This is a genomic window from Kitasatospora mediocidica KCTC 9733, from assembly GCF_000744225.1.
GTDB classification, from domain to species: Bacteria; Actinomycetota; Actinomycetes; order Streptomycetales; family Streptomycetaceae; genus Kitasatospora; species Kitasatospora mediocidica.
Map to the genome: position 1 here is coordinate 531,329 of NZ_JQLN01000003.1, position 18,208 is coordinate 549,536.

An 18,208-nucleotide genomic window follows, 5' to 3' on the forward strand; every position below is an offset into this window, starting at 1 on the left:
GCTCATCGTACATGACGCTCTCCATCGGAACAGGAGTCCCTGATGAGCGACACCACGAGGACCGACCCGGGCGAGCGCTGGCGCCCGCAGGTCATGGTCCTGGCCTTCGGCACCTTCGCGGTGGGGACGGACGCGTTCGTCATCGCGGGCCTGCTCCCCGACATCAGCCGCTCACTGCACATCGACGTCGCCGCGGCGGGCCAGCTGGTGACCGTCTTCTCGATCGCGTACGCGGCGCTGTCGCCGGTGTTGGCGGCGCTGACCGGCCGGTGGTCGCGACGCCAGGTGCTGGTGACGGCGCTGATCGTGTTCGCGCTGGGCAACGTCGGCACGGCGCTGGCGCCCGACTACGCGCTGGTGCTGGCCTCCCGGGTGGTCGCGGCGGCGGGCGCGGCGATGTTCACGCCCAACGCCGGGGCCACGGCCGCCGCGATCGCGGGCCCCGAGCGGCGCGGGCGGGCGATCGCCATCGTGACGGTGGGCCTGACGTCCTCGCTCGCCCTGGGGGCGCCGTTGGGTACGGCGATCGGCAACGCGCTGGGCTGGAAGGCGACCATGTGGTTCGTCACCGCGCTCGCGGTGCTGGTCACCCCGGTGATCGTGCTGCGGCTGCCCGACGTCCGGCTGCCCGCCGCGCCCAGCCTGCGCCAGCGGCTCGCCCCGCTGACCGACCGCCGGGTGGCCGGGGTGCTGACGATCACGCTGCTGGCCTTCATCGGCATCTACCTGCCCTACACCTACATCAGCTCGGTCTTCGCGACCGCCACCGGCGGCGACGGCGGCCGGGTGGCGCTGCTGCTCCTGGTGTTCGGCGTGGCCGGCACCGTCGGCAACCTGACGGCCGGGCGGCTGGCCGACCGGCACGGTCCCCGGCGGGTGGTGATCGGTGCGACCTTCGCCCTGGCGGTGGTGTTCCTGGCCATGCTGCCGAGCCGGGGTTCGTTCCCGGCGGCGCTGGTGGTCGTCGCCCTCAGCGGTGTCGCCTCGTGGTCGGTGACGGCCCCGCAGCAGCACCGCATCATGGCGCTGGCGCCGGCCGGCTCCGAGCCGCTGGTGGTCTCGCTCAACGCGGCCGTGATGTACCTGGCGATCTCGCTGTCCAGCACGGTGGGCGCGATCGCGCTGACCTCGTTCCACTCGTCCGCGGTGCTGCTCCCGATCGCCGCCGCCTTCGTCCTCGCGGCGGCCCTGCTGGCCTGGATCTCCCGGCCGGCGGTGCGCCGGAGCGACGAGCAGCAGCCCGGCGTCGCGGCGAGTCCGGCGGTGAGGTGAGGTGAGCTGGGACGGGACGGCCCCACTCCGGCCCTCACCGCAGGCAGACGGTGGCGGCCGGCTGTTCGCGCGGGGCGGCGGCGTACGCGTCGGCGACCTGGACCAGGAACGCCGTCTCGTCGACGAGATCGTGCCCGCCCAGCGAGGACAGCGCCGCCGAGCCGGCCAGCGGCCCCTGGCCGTGGCGCTTGGCCCGGCAGGCGGCCCTCAGCAGGCGGGCCATCTCACGCGCCCGGGCCACCGACTCCTCGCCCTCGGCCGCCCGGCCGCTCCGGGCGCACGGCTGTTCGGGTGTCGCGTAGTCGCGCAGCACCAGGATGGCGTCCCGGATCTCGATCACCTGGCGGTACACCAGCAGCCGCCAGGGACCGCGTGGCAGCAGCAGTTCCAGCAGCAGCGGCCTGGGCGGCGCGAGGGCGACCGAGGGAACCGCGTAGACCAGGTCGCGCCACAGCCGCCACAGCCGCCGGAAGTCCGTGATGTCGCGCAGCACCCGACGGCCGGCCGACAGCAGGGGGACGGCGAGCACCGTGGTCCTGGAGAGGCAGAACAGGCCCATCACGAACGGCACGACCGGTGTCACCCAGGAGGCGCCGGAGCCGAGTTGGATCAGCAGCGCGACCCAGGACAGCGCGGCGAAGCAGCTGCCCAGACCGAACAGCCGCATGCCGGTCCGCAAGGCGCTTGTGCCGTGCCGCTGTTGGCGACGGCAGACGACCGCGATGCAGACGCCGTTGCTGACCAGGTGGACGCCGATCACGCTCAGCCAGAACGCGTAGCCGGCGGCCGACGTGCTCGGGAAGACCTGGTGCACGTACATGGTCGGAGCCGCCCGCAGGCCCAGCACGACCAGCCAGACGAAGGCGAGTCCCGAGCCGACGTGCAGCCACTCCCGGCGCGGCCGGTCCATCGTGATCATGACGAAGTCCACCACGACCACCGCCGACAGCACCCCGCACAGGTGGGTGGCCAGGGTGTAGAGCCGCAGGTTCTGGACATCGTGCGCGGCGAGTGCGACGAAGAAGGAGAGCTTCAGCGTCATGGTGACGGCGGCGGCCGCGACCGCGATCCACAGTCCGCGCTGCTGCGGTGAGCGGATCGCGGACGGCGCCCGGACGAGCAGCCCGAGCCACATGGCGGCGATCCCCGCCGTCTCGAACCGCACGCCGAGTGCGGTGAGGTCACCGAACACCGGACAGCCCCAGCGCCGCTTCCCACTCGCCGGAGGATGCGCCGGAGGACTCGCCGCGCGAGCTCGTGGCGCCCGGGCGCTGCGGCCGGGCGGCGACGGTCCGGATCAGGCTCGCGAGCATCTCCGCCTCCTGCTCCTGGCGGGTGGTGTAGTCGGTGCGGGCCAGCAGGCGCCGGGCCAGCTCCGGGCTGTCGGACCGGTCGGGCGCGAGCAGGCCGTCGAACAACTCCAGGCTCGGGTGGTCGAACAGCATGTGCCCGATCTCGTGCAGGACGATGTGCTCCTGGTGCGGCCGGCTGGTCTGCTGCTCGAAGAAGATGTAGTCCGCCGTCCCGGTGGCCAGCCACAGTCCGCAGGCACCGGCCGCGGCGGCTCCGTCCGGCAGCGGGAGCAGGTGGAGCGGGCGTCCGCGCAGCGCGGACAGCCGGGCGCAGACGGTCTCCACCGAGAAGGAGGGGATCGGTCCGAAGGTCTGGAGCACGGCCTCGCAGCGACGGCGTAATCTCCGATAGGGAACTCGCATGGCCACCCCGTTCGTCAGGACTCGTCAGTCGGCGGCAGCGGTTCGACGCGGGTCCGTCGGGGGCCGTCGTCAACCGCTGTCGGTGTTCTCCTCCAGCGGAAGGCCTTCCAGCGCGCGCAGCTGGTTGAGGATCTGAACCGCCGCCAGCAGCCCTTTGGGGGACAGGCCGTTGGCCCGGGCGGCGATCCTGGTGACGCCCGAGTCGCGCAGCGCCTCCCACTCCTCCAGTCGCAGGCCCGCCTCGCGCAGCGACACCATCCGCACCAGCATCGAGTCGACCTCCTCGGCGACCTCGTCGTCGAAGAAGTACGCGGGCTTCACCCCGAAGAAGGCCGCCAGCGCCTCCAGGTGATGCATCGTCGGGTTGCTGCGCTTGCCGTTGCGCAGGTAGGCGATGTACGCCTTCGAGATATCCCCTCCCCGCTCCCGGATCGCCCGGGCGACCTCGTCGTTGCTGTACGGACCACGATCTCCCGGATGCACCGCCGCGAACAAGTGGTTGAGGCGACTGGCGAGCTTGTCCGTACAGGATCGACCGTTTTCAGCCATTGGCACTTCGCTCCTTGGCCGGAGGTTTGGTTTCTGTCAACTGCCCACCGGCCGACTCTGGTTGACAGGTCATCGGCGAGAGCTAAGCTGAGTCTTCGGCAACTGAGGTGGCCGTCGGGGTCGCCGGGTCCCCCAATGCTAGGGGTGCCAGTTGCCGGAGACAATCCGGCGGGACGCCCGAGCGGCGTGATCTCCGCCGTATACCCGATACCCGGGTTCGCTGTGTCCGCGAGCAACGCCGGCGGTCCTGCCGATCTCGTTGCCGTGCTGTGACCGGATGAGGTGGAACGACTCGATGGGAGAGCAAACAGTGCAGGCCTCCGAGGACTGGATCCAGAGCCTCCGACCAGCTCCGCAGGCCCGCGTGCGCCTGGTCTGCTGCCCGCATGCCGGTGCCTCGGCGAGCGCGTACGGGCCGCTGTCCAGAGCCCTGCCGGGCTGGATCGAGGCCCTGTCGGTGCAGTATCCCGGACGGCAGGCCGGTTCCGCCGGATTCACGGACATCGGCGAACTCGCCGGGCAGATAGCCGAACGGCTGGCTCCCCAGGCGGACTTGCCGTTCGCGGTGCTCGGCCACAGCATGGGATCGGTGGTCGCCTTCGAGCTGACCCGCAGGCTGGAGGCGGCCGGAACGCCTGCCGTGCGGCTGTTCGTCTCCGGCCGTCGATCGCCCTCCGACGGGCTCGGGGTCAACGTGCCGCGCGACGACGAGGAGATCGTCGAGGAGCTGCGGGCGCTGGGCGGCGTCCCGGTCCGGCTCCTGGAGCGGCCGAAGTACCGCGAGGCGGTGCTCAGCGTGATCCGCAACGACTACCGCGCCAACTCCCGCTACCTGGCGTCGCCGCAGACCCTGGTGAACTGCCCGGTGACCTTCCTGCTGGCGGCCGACGACCCGTACGTCGACCGGGACGCGGCCGTCGACTGGCAGCGCCACACCAGCCGTGACTTCAAGCTGCTGCCCTTCCCCGGTGGGCATTTCTTCCTCAACGAACAGCTGGAGCAGGTCGTCGGGGCCGTCGGCGCGGATCTCCAGGACCACTCGGCCCGACAGGCTCTCGGAGGCCACCGGTGAACAACCTCCTCAACCTCCTGGACACCCCCGGGGGCAGCCTGGTCCGGCCGCTCGGCCCCGGAGTGGACGAACTGGCGGTCCGCGTCTACGAGTACACGCTCGGGAACGGGCCGGTCAGCACGCTGGAGGCGGCGAGCGCGCTGCGCGTGCCGGCCGCCGACGCGGAACGGGCCATGGACACCCTGCGCGATCTGCGACTGGTCAGCTGCGCGGGCTCCGCGGCGGGCTACCGCGCGGTCAGTCCGGACGCCGCGCAGATCGAACTGGTCATGCCGCTGGAGCAGGCCATCCATGACAAGCGTCGCGAACTAGCCGGAATCCACGAGCAGTTGCGCTCCTTCGTGGACACCTTCAGCACGCTGAGCCGGTCCCGGCCGCGGCAGGAGGAGGTGGTCAGGCACCAGGACCCGAGGCAGGTGCAGCTTCGGATGGCCGCCGCGCTGCGCGGCTGTGGCACGGAGGTTCTGGCGATGCGCTCGCTCGGCAACGGTCTGGCCCCGGAGGGTGAGCCGTTCGACCTGCCGGTGGGGGTGCGCGGCATCCCCGTGCGGCTGCTGTACCCGCACCCCGCCCGGACCTGCGCGACCGTCCGGGCCGGCCTGCGCCGGGCGGCCCAGCACGGCGCCCGGATCCGCACCTCGAACCACGTGTTCGAGGACCTGGTGCTGATCGGCGACGACGTGGCGTTCCTGCCCGACCAGGCCTTCGGCCAGGACGTCCCCACCGTCACCGTGGTCTACGAGCCGGCGATCGTCGCGCTGCTCCGGCGCTTCTACGACTACGCCTGGCAGGCGGGCGCGGACTTCGAGGCCGAGGACGTCTCCTACGGGGACACCCTCGGTGACGTCAGGGCGACCATCCTGGACCTGCTGGCATCCGGGCTGAAGGACGACGTCGTCGCCCGCCGGATCGGGATGTCCTCGCGCACCTTCCGCCGCCACATCTCCAGCATCATGGACGAGTTGGGCGCCGACAGCCGGTTCCAGGCGGGAGTGGCCGCGGCCCGGGCCGGACTCGTCGGCACCGAGGAGTCCGATCCGGGGCTGCGCCGGGCGGGCTGACGAGCGGGCTGACGGGCCGTCAGCGGCGTGGTGGTGCCCGGGTCCGGCAGGCCGGCCCGGTGGACGCCACCGGGTCGCGGCGGCCCGCAGTCCCAGGAGTAGCACACTCCAGCGTGCGGTCACGCGACCCCCAGGACTGATTCGGTACCGATCGTTTCCGTATCGGGAAAGACGGTACCGACCGTTTCCGTCTGGGGTCAAGGCGGGATATCCTGGCCGGCATGCCAACGCAGGCCGGCGAACGCCTCCTCCAGGCCGCTGACGACCTCTTCTACGCCGAGGGCATCCGTGCCGTCGGCGTGGAGCGGCTGCTCGCCGAGTCGGGCGTCGGGCGGGCCTCCTTCTACCGGCACTTCGCGGGCAAGGACGAGCTGGTGCTGGCGGTGCTGCGCCGCCGCGACCAGCGCTGGCGGGCCTGGCTGGAGGAGACCGTCCGCGAGCGTGGCAACCATCCGCTCGCGGTGTTCGACGCGCTGGCCCAGGGGGCCGAATCGCGGGACTACCGCGGCTGCGCCTTCAACAACGCGATCGTGGAGATCACCGAGGGCGACAGCGAGGTGCACCGACTCGCCGCCGAACACAAGCGCCTGGTCCGCGAGTTCGTCGAACGCCTGCTGATCGCCGCCGGACACGTCGAGCGCTCCGGCGAACTGGCCCGGCAGTTCACCCTGCTGATGGACGGCGCCATCATGACCGCGCTGCGCGAGCGCACCGGCGCGGCGGCCCGCTGCGCCCGGGACATCGCGGCCGCCCTGCTCGCCTGATCCGCCGGCTGCGGTCGCCGTGGCCTGTTCGGGCCCGTACGGTGGCGGCGCTGGCCAGGAGCGGCCAAGCCGCTTTCGGTCGTTGCGGTTTCCGGCCGGGAGTCCCTAAGGTCATTTCCAGGGCCGCCGGAACGCGACGGGATCGCGGTAACGGCCCTCCCGCCAAGCCGACATGAGTGGGAGATGACTTCGCGTATGGTCAGTAAGCTGATCGATCAGGACGACCGATTCCTCGGAATCCTGGATCGCCTCACCACCAAGTCGATCGACGACTACTACAACCCGTACAAGCTCTTCGAGTGGCCGCAGTCCCTGCCCGCCGCCATGTGGTGGATGAGCCCCGAACTGACCACCACCCACGGCACGGAGGCGGCGGAGCGGCTCACCCAGGAGCAGCTGTACGCCCTCTCGCGCCACGAGAGCATCAATTTCTACAGCCTCAACGTGCACGGTATCCGCGAACTCCTCATCGAGGTGACGAAGCGGATACACACCACCGGGTTCGAGACGCCGTCGGAGTTCTTCCACCACTTCATCGGTGAGGAGAACGAGCACATGTGGTTCTTCGCCGAGTTCTGCCTGCGCTACGGCCGGAAGATCTACCGGCAGCCGGTCGGCGCGAGTGTCGAGATTCCGCGGTCGCACGTGGAGAGCCTGCTGGTCTTCGCCCGGATCCTGATATTCGAGGAGCTGGTCGACCATTTCAACTCCCGGATGGCGCTGGACGAGCGGCTGGACGAGACCATCCGTGCCATCAACCGGATCCACCACCAGGACGAGTCCCGGCACATCGCCTTCGGGCGGGAGCTGGTCACGGTGCTCTTCGAGGACGTGAAGCGGACCTCCTCCGACGAGGAGCTGAAGGAGATCGCCGACTACCTGCGGCGCTACCTGACCTTCAGCTTCGAGTCGCTCTACAACCCGCAGGTCTACCGCGACGCCGGCATCGAGAACCCGCTCGACCTGCGCCGCGAACTCCTGGAGTCCCCGGCCCGGGTGGAGTTCGAGCGGAGCGTCTTCCGCAAGACCTCGAAGTTCCTCGAGAAGACGGGACTGATCTGATGGCCGACACCGGCATCGACACCGGCATCGACACCGCGATGGCGACCGTCGACCTGTCGCAGGCCCTGGTGATCCTCGACCCGGACCGCACCGACCTGCTCAGGGAGCTCGACCGGACGTTCGCCGGCTGGGGGAGCGCGGCAGGGGCGCGGGAGATCCTGCCGCCCCCGCTCTACCCGGTCTCGGACCTGGAGAAGTTCGACGTCTACACCAACTTCCCGCACCTCGCGCTGGTCGCGTCCCCACTCCAGGTGGAGGGCGGCGCCGCCAAGCCCGTCGGCGGATCCTTCGCCGCCGCCGACCTGCAACCGGCGCGGCTGGGACTGCCGCACGCCACCTGCTACGGCGCCTACCTGTTCCACGAGAACCGCCGGGTGGCCGACACGACCCTGATCACCCTGGTCAACCGCTGCTTCCGCAACGAGGAGTACTACGGCGGGCTGCGCCGCCTGCTCAGCTTCCAGATGCGCGAGGTCGTGGCGCTGGGCTCCTACGAGCACAGCCAGCAGGTGCTGACCGCGTTCGCCGAGCGCATCACCGCCTTCGGCCGGGCGCTCGGTCTCGCGCTCGACAAGGTGGCGGCCTCCGACCCCTTCTTCGAGAACGACGGCGCGCGCGCCCTGCTCGCCAAGCTCAGCCCGGTGAAGTTCGAGTTCCAGGTCGCGGGCCTGGCGATCTCCTCGGTCAACACCCACCGCAACTTCTTCGGTGAACGCTGCAACATCCAGCGGCTCGACAACGACGAGTACGCGTACACCAGTTGCGTGGCCTTCGGGCTGGAGCGCTGGCTCTCCGTGCTGCTCGACCTGCACGACGGGGACGCCCGGCAGGCCCTGGAGAACGTCAGGTCCGCCGCCGCGCAGGTCTCCTGAGATGCCGGCCGGCCGGGTCGGCGTCGATCTCGTCCCGTTCGCCCGGGTCCGCCGGCTCACCGTGGACGGCGACGCAGGCGCGACGGTGTTGCGGCGGATGCTCTCCGAGGCCGAGATCGCCCTCTGCCACCCGGGTGCCGGCTGGGACGTCGCCGGTATCGCGGGACGGCTGGCCGCCAAGGAGGCGGTGTTCAAGACCCTGCGCGCGCGAGGGCAGACCCTGCCCTGGCTCGGCATCGAGATCCTCAAGGACGACGCCGGCGCACCGGTCGTCCGATTCAGCGGCCGCGCCGCGGAGTTGGTCCAGGACGCCGGGATCGAACAGATCGACGTCAGCATCACGCATGACGAACCCTTCGCCGTGGCGGTCGCCTTCGGCGTCGGCAGCAGTGACAACAGCTGAGTCCTTAAACAGAGTTGAGGAGTGAACATGGCTTCGGCAGGCATCGACGACGTGCGGGCGTGGATTCTCGGCCGCCACCCGGACCGGACGACCATCGCGCCCGACGAGAACCTGATCGAGAGCCGACTGGTGGACTCGCTCTCCTTCGTGGAGCTGGTGTACGCCATCGAGGGCGCGAGCGGTGTCGAGGTCGACTTCGACACCATCGACATCCAGGACTTCCAGACCCTCTCGTCGATCGAGAAGGCATTTTTCGCGACGACCCGAATCGCCTAGGAGGCGCCCGATGGAAGCCGTTTCCTACACGGCGCAGTGGACCGCCGCCGCGCGAGCGGTGGAGTCCGAGCGCCCCGACGACGCGCTCTTCGCCGATCCGTTCGCCCGCGAGCTGGCGGCTCCGCGAGGCTTCGAACTGCTGGACAAGTACGGCGGCGGCGGCCTGCTGCCCTTCATCGCGATCCGCACCCGGTACCTGGACGACAGCATCCAGGCCGTCCTGCGGGACACCGGGATCCGGCAGATCGTCCTGATCGCCGCGGGCATGGACACCCGGGCCTTCCGGCTGGAGTGGCCCTCCGGGGTGACGGTGTACGAGGTCGACCACAGTGCCCTGGTGGCGGAGAAGCGCAGGCGGCTCGGCGTGCTGAACGCCGAGCCCAGGGTGGAGCGCCGGGAGGTCGCGGCGGACCTGGCCGGGGAGTGGCTGCCCAGCCTCCACGCGGCGGGGTTCGACCCGGACCTGCCCACCCTGTGGGTGGCTGAGGGGCTGATGTTCTTCCTCACCCAGGAGCAGGCCGCCGGGCTGCTCACCACGCTGGGCTCCGCCTCGGCCCCCGGCAGCTGGCTGGCGGTCGACTTCGTCAGCAAGGCGCTGCTGCGCAGCCCGTTCTCCCGGCCGTTCCTGCAGGGGCTCCAGGAGGACGGCACGCCCTGGCTCTTCGGCACCGACGAGCCGGAGAAGTTCCTGGCCGCCACCGGGTGGCAGGTGCGCGACCTGCGGGAACCCGGTGAGCCGGGAGCCGGGCAGGGACGCTGGCCCTACGAGGTGCAGCCCCGGGAGCGCCGGGGTGCGTCGCGCAGCTGGCTGGTCCGCGCCGAGTTCGTCGGCCGCTAGGCGGGGGGCCGGATGAACGGCACCACGACCCTGGAGAGCATTCAGTCGTTCCTGCCCGAGCGCAGCGTGCGGATCGAGGACCTGGCCGGCAGCCTCGGGCTGCGCAGGGCCGAGGTGGGCGTCTTCCGGAAGATCTACGGCCTGGACCGGCTGCGGTTCGACCCGGAGCTCGGCCTGTTCGACCTCGTCCTCCCGGCCGCGCGGCAGGCACTGAAGTCGCTGCCGCAGGGGCGCCGGATCGCGTACGTGATCTACGCGCACACCCTGCAGACGCTCACCCCGCCGCACCTCGACGCCGCCCAGGTGATCCGCGACGACCTCGGGCTGCCCGACGCCGAGGCGTTCGCGCTCACCCAGCAGGCCTGCGTGAGCAGCCTGGGCGCCGTCGACCTGGCCGGCGAGCTGCTGCGGGCCGAGGCGCCCCGGGGGGCCTACGCCCTGATGGTGACCGGCGAGCGCGCCTACTCGCCCAAGGTGCAGCTGGTCCCCAACAGCGCCATCATGGCCGACGCCGCGGCCGCCTGCCTGCTCACGCTGGACGGGCCGGGCGACCGGGTGCGCTCCCATGTGACGCGCACGCTGGGCGAGTTCGCCGCGGGCCTGGACATGACCAAGGAGCAGGTCCAGCGCTTCGGCCAGGTCTACGGCCCGGTGCTCGGCGAGGTCATCCAGCAGGCCGTCGGGGAGGCGGGGCTGCGCTTCGAGGAGATCGACCTGGTGATCCCGCACAACGTGAACCTGGTCTCCTGGCGGCAGACGATCAAGGACATGGGCGCCGACCCGGCCCGGTTCTTCCTGGACAACGTCCCGCTCTACAGCCACACCTACGCCTCGGACGTCTTCGTCAACTACACCACGCTGCGCGAGAGCGACCGGCTCGTCGACGGAGGCCACTACGTCCTGGTCTCCGTCGGTCTCGGCGCCACCTTCGGCGCCATGGTGATCACCCACCGGAGGCGATCGGCATGACGAACGGCACCGCCTACACGGCGGATCTCAAGGAAGCGCTCACCGGCGACCGGGAGAGCCGGTTGGTCTGGCTCTGCAACTTCGAGGTCGAGAACCAGTGGGCGCGCGACTACCCCGGGCTGCCGGCGGCCCGGGTGTCGACCACCGCGGCGACCGTCCAGCGGATGGAGGAACTCGGCGCCCTGCTGGCCGAGCCGTCCGACTACCTGCTGCTGGACCGGCCGCTCGACCCCGGCTACCGCCGGTACGTCGAGCGGCTCGGCCTGGGAGCCCCCACCGAACTGGTCACCCGTGCCCCGGCGGGGGCCGGCGGAACCAGTGCGGCGGTCCTGGACTCGCCCGAACTGCTCGAACATCTCAGGCAGTTGGCGCGAAAGGGCGCGCGCCTGATGCCGATGGGCAACTCCCTCTTGGAGGAGCGGATCTCGCGGCTGACGGGCCTGGCCGCCGCGGTGCCCGACGCGGCTGTGTTCGAGCGGGTCAACAGCAAGATCTACAGCCGCCGGCTGGCGGGCGAGCTGGGACTGCGCGAGGTGCCCGGGTCCTCCTGCACCACGGTGGCCGAACTGCGCGCCGCCGTGGAACAGGGGCTGGCCGACGGCGGTCCACTGATCGTCAAGGACGCCTACGGGGTCTCCGGCAAGGGCCTGGTGGTGCTGGACAGCGCCGTCAAGGCCCAGCGGCTGCTGCGGATGGTCGACCGCCGGGCCCGGAAGAGTGGCGACGACGCGATCCACGTCGTGGTGGAGCGGTTCCTGCCCAAGCGGTTCGACCTCAACTACCAGTTCACCATCGACCGTTACGGCAAGGTCCGGCTCGACTTCGTCAAGGAGGCGATCACGGCCGGCGGCGTCCACCTCGGCCATGTCATGCCGCCCGACCTGTCCGCGGCCCAACTGGACGAGCTGGAACGGGCCGTGGAGCTGCTGGGCGCACGCCTCCAGCAGGACGGGTTCTTCGGCGTGGTGGGCGTGGACGCGCTGCTGGGTGCCGACGACCTGCTCTACCCGGTGCTGGAGATCAACGCCCGGCTGAACATGTCCAGTTACCAGGGCCGGGTGACCGAACGCTTCCTGCGGCCCGGCGGTGTCGCACTGGCCAGGCACTATCCGCTGCGGCTGGCCGAACCGCTCTCGTTCGAGCAGGTCGCGGGCGCCCTGGGCGAGTTGGCCGAGCCGCCGGCCGAGGGCGGCGGTCTGGTCGTCACCTGCTTCGGCACGGTCAACGCGCAGAGCGCCGCCGCCGGCCCGTTCGACGGCCGGCTCTACACCGTCCTGTTCGCCGACGACCGCGAGCGGCTCGGCCGGCTCGACGACCGGGTCGCCCACGAGCTCGCCCGCCTCAACACTCCGGAAGGGACGCCATGAGCAGCGCGGAACTCCACGTCCAGGGCCTGCCGGTCTCCCGCATCGCGGCGCAGTTCGGCACCCCGCTGTTCCTCTACGACGGCGACGTGCTGCACTCGGTCTACCAGTCGCTGCGCGAGCGGCTGCACCCCGCGGTGGACGTCTTCTTCTCCCTGAAGGCCAACCCCAACGTCAGCATCAGCTCGTATCTCGGCTCGCTCGGCGCGGGCGCGGAGATCTCCTCCCTGGTCGAGCTGCTGACCGTGCGGCGGGCCGGCATCGCACCCGAGAACGTCATCTTCCTGGGCCCGGGCAAGACCCGGGTCGAGCTGGAGGCGTGCGTGGAGGCGGGACTGCACGCGATCGTCTGCGAGTCGCTGGACGAGGTCAGCGCGTTGGAGCAGATCGCGGCGGCGGCCGGCCGGGACGAGGTACCGGTCCTGCTGCGGATCAACCCGGACTTCCACACCAAGGGTTCGGGCCTGGCGATGGGCGGCAAGCCGCGCCAGTTCGGCATCGACGCGGATGTGCTGCGCCGGTCCCGTCCCTTCCTGGACGGGCTGCGCAGGGTGCGCGTCCAGGGCTTCCACGCCTACATGGGCACCCGCTTCCTCAACGCGGACGACCTGGTGCACAACACCCGCCAGATCCTGGCGCTGGCCGAGGAGTTGTCGCAGGAACTCGGGATCCCGCTGCGCACCGTGGACTTCGGCGGCGGGTTCGGGGTCGCCTACTTCGACAACGAGAAGGACCTCGACCTGGCGGCCGCGGTCGACGGGATCAACGCGGTGGTCGAGCCGTTCGTCGCCGCGCACCCGGACTGCCGCCTGATCAACGAACTCGGCCGCTACCTGACCGCGTTGTGCGGCACTTACGTGACGCGCGCGCTCTACGTCAAGGAGTCGATGGGCGAGCGCTTCGTCGTCGCGGACGGCGGAACCAACCACCACATGGCCGCGGTCGGCGTCGGCAGCTTCGTCAAGCGGAACTTCCCGATCAGGTCGCTGACCAGCTACCAGGCCGAACCGACCGGGACCTACACGGTCACCGGGCCGCTCTGCACGCCGGGCGACGTCATCGGCAAGAAGGTCGCGCTGCCCGAGGTACTGCCCGGCGACCTGCTCGGGATCGAGCGCTCGGGCGCGTACGGACCCTCCGCCTCGCCCGGCTTGTTCCTCAGCCACGGCTTCCCGGCCGAGGTCCTGGTCCACCGGGGGACCGCTCACCTCGTCCGCGAGCGGGACCGCACGCAGGAGCTGCTCGACAAGCAGCGCCTCGTCGACTTCAACGACTTCAACTGACGGAGGAGCGAACAGGTATGGAACGCGGAAGTGTGATCTCGGCGATCGAGCTGGCCCTCGGCGAGGTCCTGGAGCGGCCCGTCAGCGGCCTTGCCGAGGACGTCCGGCTCTTCGAGGACCTGCACCTGGACTCCACCTCGATCCTGGAGCTCCTGATGGCACTGGAGGACGCCATCGACATGTCGGTGGACCCCGAGGACCTCGACATGGAGGACTTCCGGTCCGTCGGGACCCTGACCGACTACGTCCTGTCCCAGCAGGCCGCCACCAGCGGGCGGTGAGGCGGCCGCCATGCCCAGTCTGCGCGCCGCCGGCGCCGTGCTCGCCCCACCCGGCAAGCCCCACGACCCCGACCCCGCCACCCTCTCCTACTACCGCGACCTGGTCGAGCCGTTCGGCCTGGAGGTGGCGCAGGACCTGCTGAGCGCCGCGCCCCACGTCGACCACCGCGACCTGCTGGACCGGCTGGTGGCGGCCGACGGCGTCGCCGACAGCACCCCGGACCTGGTGATCGTGGCCCAGGCCCTGCCCGACGTCACCCCGTTCACCGCGATCGCCCCCTACCTGGACCGGCTACTCGGCGGCCGGGCCACCAACTTCGGCATCCACCAGCAGGGCCTGGCCGCGCCGTTCACCGCACTGCGGGTGATCGCCGCCTTCGAACGCGCAGGGCGCACCAGGACATCGGTCCTCGCCGTCCTGGAACAGACCACGCTGCCCACCCGCTTCCCCCTGGTCCACGACAACGAGCTGGTCGACTCCGGCGTCATCCTGGTCTTCGGCCGGGACGGCGGCCCCCGGGTGACCGCCGTCGAGGCCGTCCGGGCCGGCCGGCCGCTGCGCCCCCGGATCGCCGAGCTGGTGGGCGAAGACCCGGACGGCACGCTGGTGGTGACCGGGCCGTGGTGCGACGCCGTGCAGCTCCCCGCCGTCCCGCACCACCAGCGGACGAGCCCGGGCACGTACTGCACCAGCGTCTGGCTGGCACTGGCCGAGCACTGGCAGGCCTGGCAGCGGGAGTACCGCACGGTGCTGCTCTGCGACACCGACCCGCGCTCCGGCGACCGGCACCTGGCCGTGCTCCAGGTCGGCGACCGGGGCCCGGACAAGGCGGGCGGTCCCCGATGAGCGCCCCGGAGGGCAGCCTGCTGGACCCGGACGTCCTGGCCGCCGCGCTGGACGACTGCCACGAGCAGGCGGCTCCCGGCGGCGGCCTGGTCTGCGCCGGTAGCGGCTGGGCCGTCGCCTCCCGGCACCGGGCGGGCGGCGGAGCGCCGGTGCCCGGCGGCCCACCGGGCCTGGTGGCGGTGCGGCGTGGCAGCCCGGCGGGGGAGCGGGAACGCGACGTCTTCGCCGAGCGGCTGCTCCGGCTGCAGCACCGCGTGGTGCGCGCCGTCCTGGACAGTGCGGTCGCCCGCCTCGACCAGCGCCTCTCGGAGGGCGCCACCCTGCTCAACCGGCAGCTGGTCCGGGGCGTGGTCGCCGACACCGCCCTGGCGCTGGCGGAGTCGGCCGACCTGCTCGACCTCCCCGGCGCCACCGCGCAGCGGCGGCTGCGGATCCACCGGGACCTGCGATCCGCGGGCCGGGACGCGATCAAGCTGCACGGCGCCGGCGGATTCGAGGCGGCGGGGCTCGGCCGACTGCTCTTCCTGACCGAACTGCTCGGCAACACCTATCTGCATCCGGGACCGGACGCATCGGAGGCTCGGGATGGATGAGGTCATCACCCCACGCATCGAGGCGTTGCGCGCCCATGTCCGCGAGGCCGCCGCCGACCTGCGCGCGATCGGCCTGGAGATCGACCGCGACCCGACGGCCATCGACCGCTGGCTGCACCTGCCCGCGGTGGACATCATGCGCGCCTGCACCGTCCCGGAGCAGTACCTGACGAATCCGCTGCGCATCGGCAGGGACACCTACGATATCCGCAGCTGCCTGGAACACGCCGTCACCATCGAGGAGTTGAGCTACGGCGACGCGGGCTTCATGCTGTCCTGCCCGGGGCCGCTGATGTCGGGGGCGGCGGTCGACGCGCTGGGCGACGAGAAGCAGCGCGACGCCTACTACCGGCGGATCGCCGGCCCCGAGCCCACCTGGACCTTCTTCGGCCTGACCGAGCCGGCCAAGGGCTCGGCCGCCACCGAACTGGAGACGGCCCTCGTCCCGGACGGCGACGGCTTCCGGCTGACCGGTCGCAAGCGCTACGTGGGCAACGCCGCGTTCGCCCAGCTCGGCGTGGTCTTCTGCCGCAGGGCGCCCGGGCCGCTGGGCATCGAAGCGGTCCTGCTCGACACGGACAGTCCCGGCTTCCACGCCGAGCTGATCGAGACCGTGGGCCTGCGCGGGGCGCGGATCTCCGCGATCAGCTTCGAGGAGGTGCGGGTCGAGCGGAGCCAGATCCTCGGTTACGAGACCCTCAAGCCCACCCGGCGCGGGCTGGTGGGGGCGATCCGCACCCTGCAACGGTTCCGCCCGGTGCTGGCCGGCACCGCCCTCGGGCTGTCGCGCGCCGTGCTGGACCACATCGGGAGCCGGCGCCCCGGCCTGGCCGGCACCGCCCGGCTGCGACTGGAGGAGGCACGGGACCGCCTCGCCGCCACCCGCGCACGCAACTACCGCGTCGCCGAGGCCATCGACGCGGGCCAGGTGCGGCTGGACCGCATCGCCGGGGTGAAGACCCGCGCCGCCGAACTGGCCGAACACTGCACGCTGCTCGCCGCCGACCTGCTCGGCCCCGCCGCACTGCTGGACGACCCGCTGCTGAACAAGCTCTACCGGGACGCGCGGGCCTTCGAGTTCATGGAGGGCACCGGTCACATCCAGCGGCTGGCCGTGTTCCAGGGCGTCCTGAAGGGCACCTTCCTCGACTAGTGCCGCGTCAGGCAGGCCCTCGGACGGGAGCACGGCATGTGGATCGGTATCGACGTCCTGCACGAGGACGAACTCGACGTCCTGCTCGAACGCCCGTGGTTCCGCGACTACACCTACGCCCCGGAGGAACTCGCCACCGCCGAGTCCTTCGGGGCACGGCGTGCTCGCGAGTTCCTCGCCGGGCGCTTCGCCGCCAAGGAGGCCGCGCTGAAGGTGCTCGGCACCGGGGTGGGCGCCGGGGTGACGCCCCGGCAGGTCGCCATCCTGCGGTCGGACGGCGGAAGCCCCGTGGTGCGCCTGTCGGGCGCGGCCGCCCGCCACGCCGAGGCGCGCGGGATCGCGGCCATCAGCGTGTCCATCACACACAAGCGCGGCCTGGTCGTCGCCGCCGCCATCGGCGTGCCCGCGCCCTGCTGCGCCCCCGCCGCACCGTCGGGCGAGCCCGCCGCCGGCTGAGCGCCCGCTGTCCTCCCCACGCCGGACGCGTCCCCTCCCGTCCCGCCCCGGCCCGGCCGATCGAGCCGGCGCCGGGACTTCCTGACGGCCCGCCACAGCGCGGGCGACTCGTCCGTGCCGGAAGCGGGAGCGGCCGACGCCCTCGGTCCGTGTGCGAATCCCGCGTCGTCGGCCGGAAGAGGGCTTGACGTGACCTGGGCGCGGAGCGAAGGTGATCAGCGAGATCTGACATGTTACGTGTGCTATGGCACAGGCGGGCGGCGACGACACCTTCCGACGCCACCGTCCGACGCCACCGGCAGGCCGGGGGCCGCCGGGCAAGGGAGGGGCCCATGGAGTTGGAGCTTCGGCACCTGCGGGTGCTGTGCACGATCGCCGACAGCGGGAGCGTGGGGCGGGCCGCCGCGGTGCTCGGGGCCTCGCAACCCGCGACCAGCACCCAACTGCGGCGGATCGAGGACCTGCTGGGTTCACCGCTGTTCGAGCGCACGGCCTCGGGCGTCGCACCGACCTGTTTCGGCGTCGAGGTGCTGGCCGCCGCGCGTGAGGTGCTGGCCCGGATCGACGGTCTCGGCCGCGGGTCGGGCGAGGAGGCCGTCCCCGCGCATCAGGAGGTGCGGCTGACGGCGGCCGGAACGTTCCTGCTGCCCGGGCTGCTCGGCCGGGCCCGCCGGCAGCGGCCGGACCTGTCGTTCAGCGTGAGCACCGTCCGCCGCAGCTCCGACATCGTCGAGCTGCTGGAACTGGAGCAGGTGGACGCCGCCATCGCCGTCGACTACCCGGGCGCGGAGCTGCGGCACTCGCAGGCCGTGGCGCACCGCGGCATCGTCACCGAGCCGGCCTTCGTGGCGCTGCCGGCCGGCCACAGCCTCGCGCACCGCAGTGAGATCGCGCTGTCGGAGCTGGCCGAGGAGGCCTGGCTGCTCGCGCCCGACGACGGGGTCGGCTGGCCCGAGGTCTTCGACCGCGCCTGCGCGGCGGCCGGTTTCACCGCGGCGGCGGTGCGGGAGTACCGCGGCGGCCGGCTGGAGTTGCAGGACCTGGTCGCCGCCGGGCTCGGGATCTCCCTCGTCCAGGCGACCACCCGGCCGTCGCGCGCGGTGGTCGTCAGACCGTTGACCGGCACGCCGATCTGGGTCCGCCACCTGTTGCTCTGGCGCACCGCAGCGGTGGGCGCCGAGGTCGTGGAGGCGCTGTTCGGCGCCGCGAGCGCCGCCTACCGGGACCTGGTCGCCGACGCGCCGCACCTCCAGTCCTGGAGCGGCAGGCCGCACGGCACCCTCCGCTCGTAGGCCGTCTCGGGCAACTCCCGCCGGGCCGGCACCCCCCAGCCTTCGGCCGCAGTGTTATGGCCGAACCAGACATGACATATGACCTG

Annotated in this window: 21 protein-coding genes; 18 read left to right on the forward strand and 3 right to left on the reverse strand. The window is 71.7% G+C overall.

The annotated features are described in order from the left end of the window. The first annotated feature begins 42 nt into the window (after positions 1-42). Positions 43-1,272: an MFS transporter gene (locus tag BS80_RS07760; protein ID WP_051966296.1), complete on the forward strand. Its 1,230-nt coding sequence runs from the start codon at positions 43-45 to the stop codon at positions 1,270-1,272. 34 nt (positions 1,273-1,306) lie between these two features. On the opposite strand, the gene BS80_RS07765 is transcribed toward BS80_RS07760, so the two are convergent. From BS80_RS07765 to BS80_RS07775, 3 genes are all read right to left on the reverse strand, one after another. After that, positions 1,307-2,464, reverse strand: coding sequence for an MAB_1171c family putative transporter (locus BS80_RS07765; protein WP_051966298.1), 1,158 nt, complete (start codon positions 2,462-2,464; stop codon positions 1,307-1,309). Then, positions 2,454-2,945: a hypothetical protein gene (locus tag BS80_RS07770; protein WP_157536017.1), complete on the reverse strand. Its 492-nt coding sequence runs from the start codon at positions 2,943-2,945 to the stop codon at positions 2,454-2,456. The genes BS80_RS07765 and BS80_RS07770 overlap by 11 nt, the downstream gene beginning before the upstream one ends. 111 nt (positions 2,946-3,056) lie before the next feature. Beyond that, positions 3,057-3,536 (reverse strand): helix-turn-helix domain-containing protein, encoded by a 480-nt coding sequence (locus tag BS80_RS07775; protein WP_035794591.1) that lies wholly within the window; start codon positions 3,534-3,536, stop codon positions 3,057-3,059. A gap of 295 nt (positions 3,537-3,831) precedes the next feature. On the opposite strand from BS80_RS07775, the gene BS80_RS07780 reads away from it, so the two are divergent. The 17 genes from BS80_RS07780 (at position 3,832) to BS80_RS07860 (ending at position 18,122) form a co-directional block, all read left to right on the forward strand. Beyond that, a complete protein-coding gene (locus BS80_RS07780) occupies positions 3,832-4,608 on the forward strand; it encodes a thioesterase II family protein (RefSeq protein ID WP_035794593.1) in 777 nt (258 codons plus the stop codon). Then, complete coding sequence (locus tag BS80_RS07785) at positions 4,605-5,669, forward strand: helix-turn-helix transcriptional regulator (protein ID WP_051966300.1); 1,065 nt, start codon at positions 4,605-4,607, stop codon at positions 5,667-5,669. Before BS80_RS07780 ends, BS80_RS07785 begins: the two co-directional genes overlap by 4 nt. Positions 5,670-5,890: 221 nt before the next feature. Next, entirely contained in the window at positions 5,891-6,433 is a 543-nt protein-coding gene (locus BS80_RS07790; protein ID WP_035794595.1) for a TetR/AcrR family transcriptional regulator, read from the forward strand. Positions 6,434-6,628: 195 nt separating this feature from the next. Beyond that, positions 6,629-7,495: a diiron oxygenase gene (locus BS80_RS07795; RefSeq protein ID WP_035794597.1), complete on the forward strand. Its 867-nt coding sequence runs from the start codon at positions 6,629-6,631 to the stop codon at positions 7,493-7,495. After that, positions 7,495-8,367: a class-II aminoacyl-tRNA synthetase family protein gene (locus BS80_RS07800; protein ID WP_232246391.1), complete on the forward strand. Its 873-nt coding sequence runs from the start codon at positions 7,495-7,497 to the stop codon at positions 8,365-8,367. Before BS80_RS07795 ends, BS80_RS07800 begins: the two co-directional genes overlap by 1 nt. A 1-nt stretch (position 8,368) precedes the next feature. Then, positions 8,369-8,770, forward strand: a complete 402-nt coding sequence (acpS, locus tag BS80_RS07805) for a holo-ACP synthase (RefSeq protein ID WP_035794599.1) — start codon at positions 8,369-8,371, stop codon at positions 8,768-8,770. Between the two features lie 27 nt (positions 8,771-8,797). Then, a complete protein-coding gene (locus tag BS80_RS07810) occupies positions 8,798-9,046 on the forward strand; it encodes a phosphopantetheine-binding protein (protein ID WP_035794601.1) in 249 nt (82 codons plus the stop codon). 10 nt (positions 9,047-9,056) lie between these two features. Then, a complete protein-coding gene (locus BS80_RS07815; protein ID WP_035794603.1) occupies positions 9,057-9,884 on the forward strand; it encodes a class I SAM-dependent methyltransferase in 828 nt (275 codons plus the stop codon). A 12-nt stretch (positions 9,885-9,896) separates the two neighbouring features. Then, a complete protein-coding gene (locus BS80_RS07820; protein ID WP_035794605.1) occupies positions 9,897-10,853 on the forward strand; it encodes a 3-oxoacyl-[acyl-carrier-protein] synthase III C-terminal domain-containing protein in 957 nt (318 codons plus the stop codon). Next, positions 10,850-12,220, forward strand: coding sequence for a preATP grasp domain-containing protein (locus tag BS80_RS07825; RefSeq protein WP_035794607.1), 1,371 nt, complete (start codon positions 10,850-10,852; stop codon positions 12,218-12,220). Before BS80_RS07820 ends, BS80_RS07825 begins: the two co-directional genes overlap by 4 nt. Further along, the gene (locus BS80_RS07830; RefSeq protein ID WP_035794609.1) at positions 12,217-13,500 is read left to right on the forward strand and encodes a type III PLP-dependent enzyme; all 1,284 of its coding nucleotides are present in this window, start codon (positions 12,217-12,219) and stop codon (positions 13,498-13,500) included. Before BS80_RS07825 ends, BS80_RS07830 begins: the two co-directional genes overlap by 4 nt. Before the next feature lie 17 nt (positions 13,501-13,517). Further along, positions 13,518-13,781 carry an acyl carrier protein gene (locus BS80_RS07835; RefSeq protein WP_035794611.1) on the forward strand — a complete coding sequence of 88 codons (264 nt, stop codon included), beginning with the start codon at positions 13,518-13,520 and terminating at the stop codon, positions 13,779-13,781. A 10-nt stretch (positions 13,782-13,791) separates the two neighbouring features. Then, positions 13,792-14,628 (forward strand): hypothetical protein, encoded by an 837-nt coding sequence (locus BS80_RS07840; protein ID WP_035794613.1) that lies wholly within the window; start codon positions 13,792-13,794, stop codon positions 14,626-14,628. Further along, entirely contained in the window at positions 14,625-15,221 is a 597-nt protein-coding gene (locus tag BS80_RS07845) for a hypothetical protein (protein ID WP_035794615.1), read from the forward strand. Before BS80_RS07840 ends, BS80_RS07845 begins: the two co-directional genes overlap by 4 nt. Next, entirely contained in the window at positions 15,214-16,374 is a 1,161-nt protein-coding gene (locus BS80_RS07850; RefSeq protein WP_035794617.1) for an acyl-CoA dehydrogenase family protein, read from the forward strand. The genes BS80_RS07845 and BS80_RS07850 overlap by 8 nt, the downstream gene beginning before the upstream one ends. 36 nt (positions 16,375-16,410) lie before the next feature. Beyond that, entirely contained in the window at positions 16,411-16,830 is a 420-nt protein-coding gene (locus BS80_RS07855) for a holo-ACP synthase (protein WP_051966302.1), read from the forward strand. Between the two features lie 332 nt (positions 16,831-17,162). After that, complete coding sequence (locus BS80_RS07860; RefSeq protein WP_035794619.1) at positions 17,163-18,122, forward strand: LysR family transcriptional regulator; 960 nt, start codon at positions 17,163-17,165, stop codon at positions 18,120-18,122. Positions 18,123-18,208 lie beyond the last annotated feature (86 nt).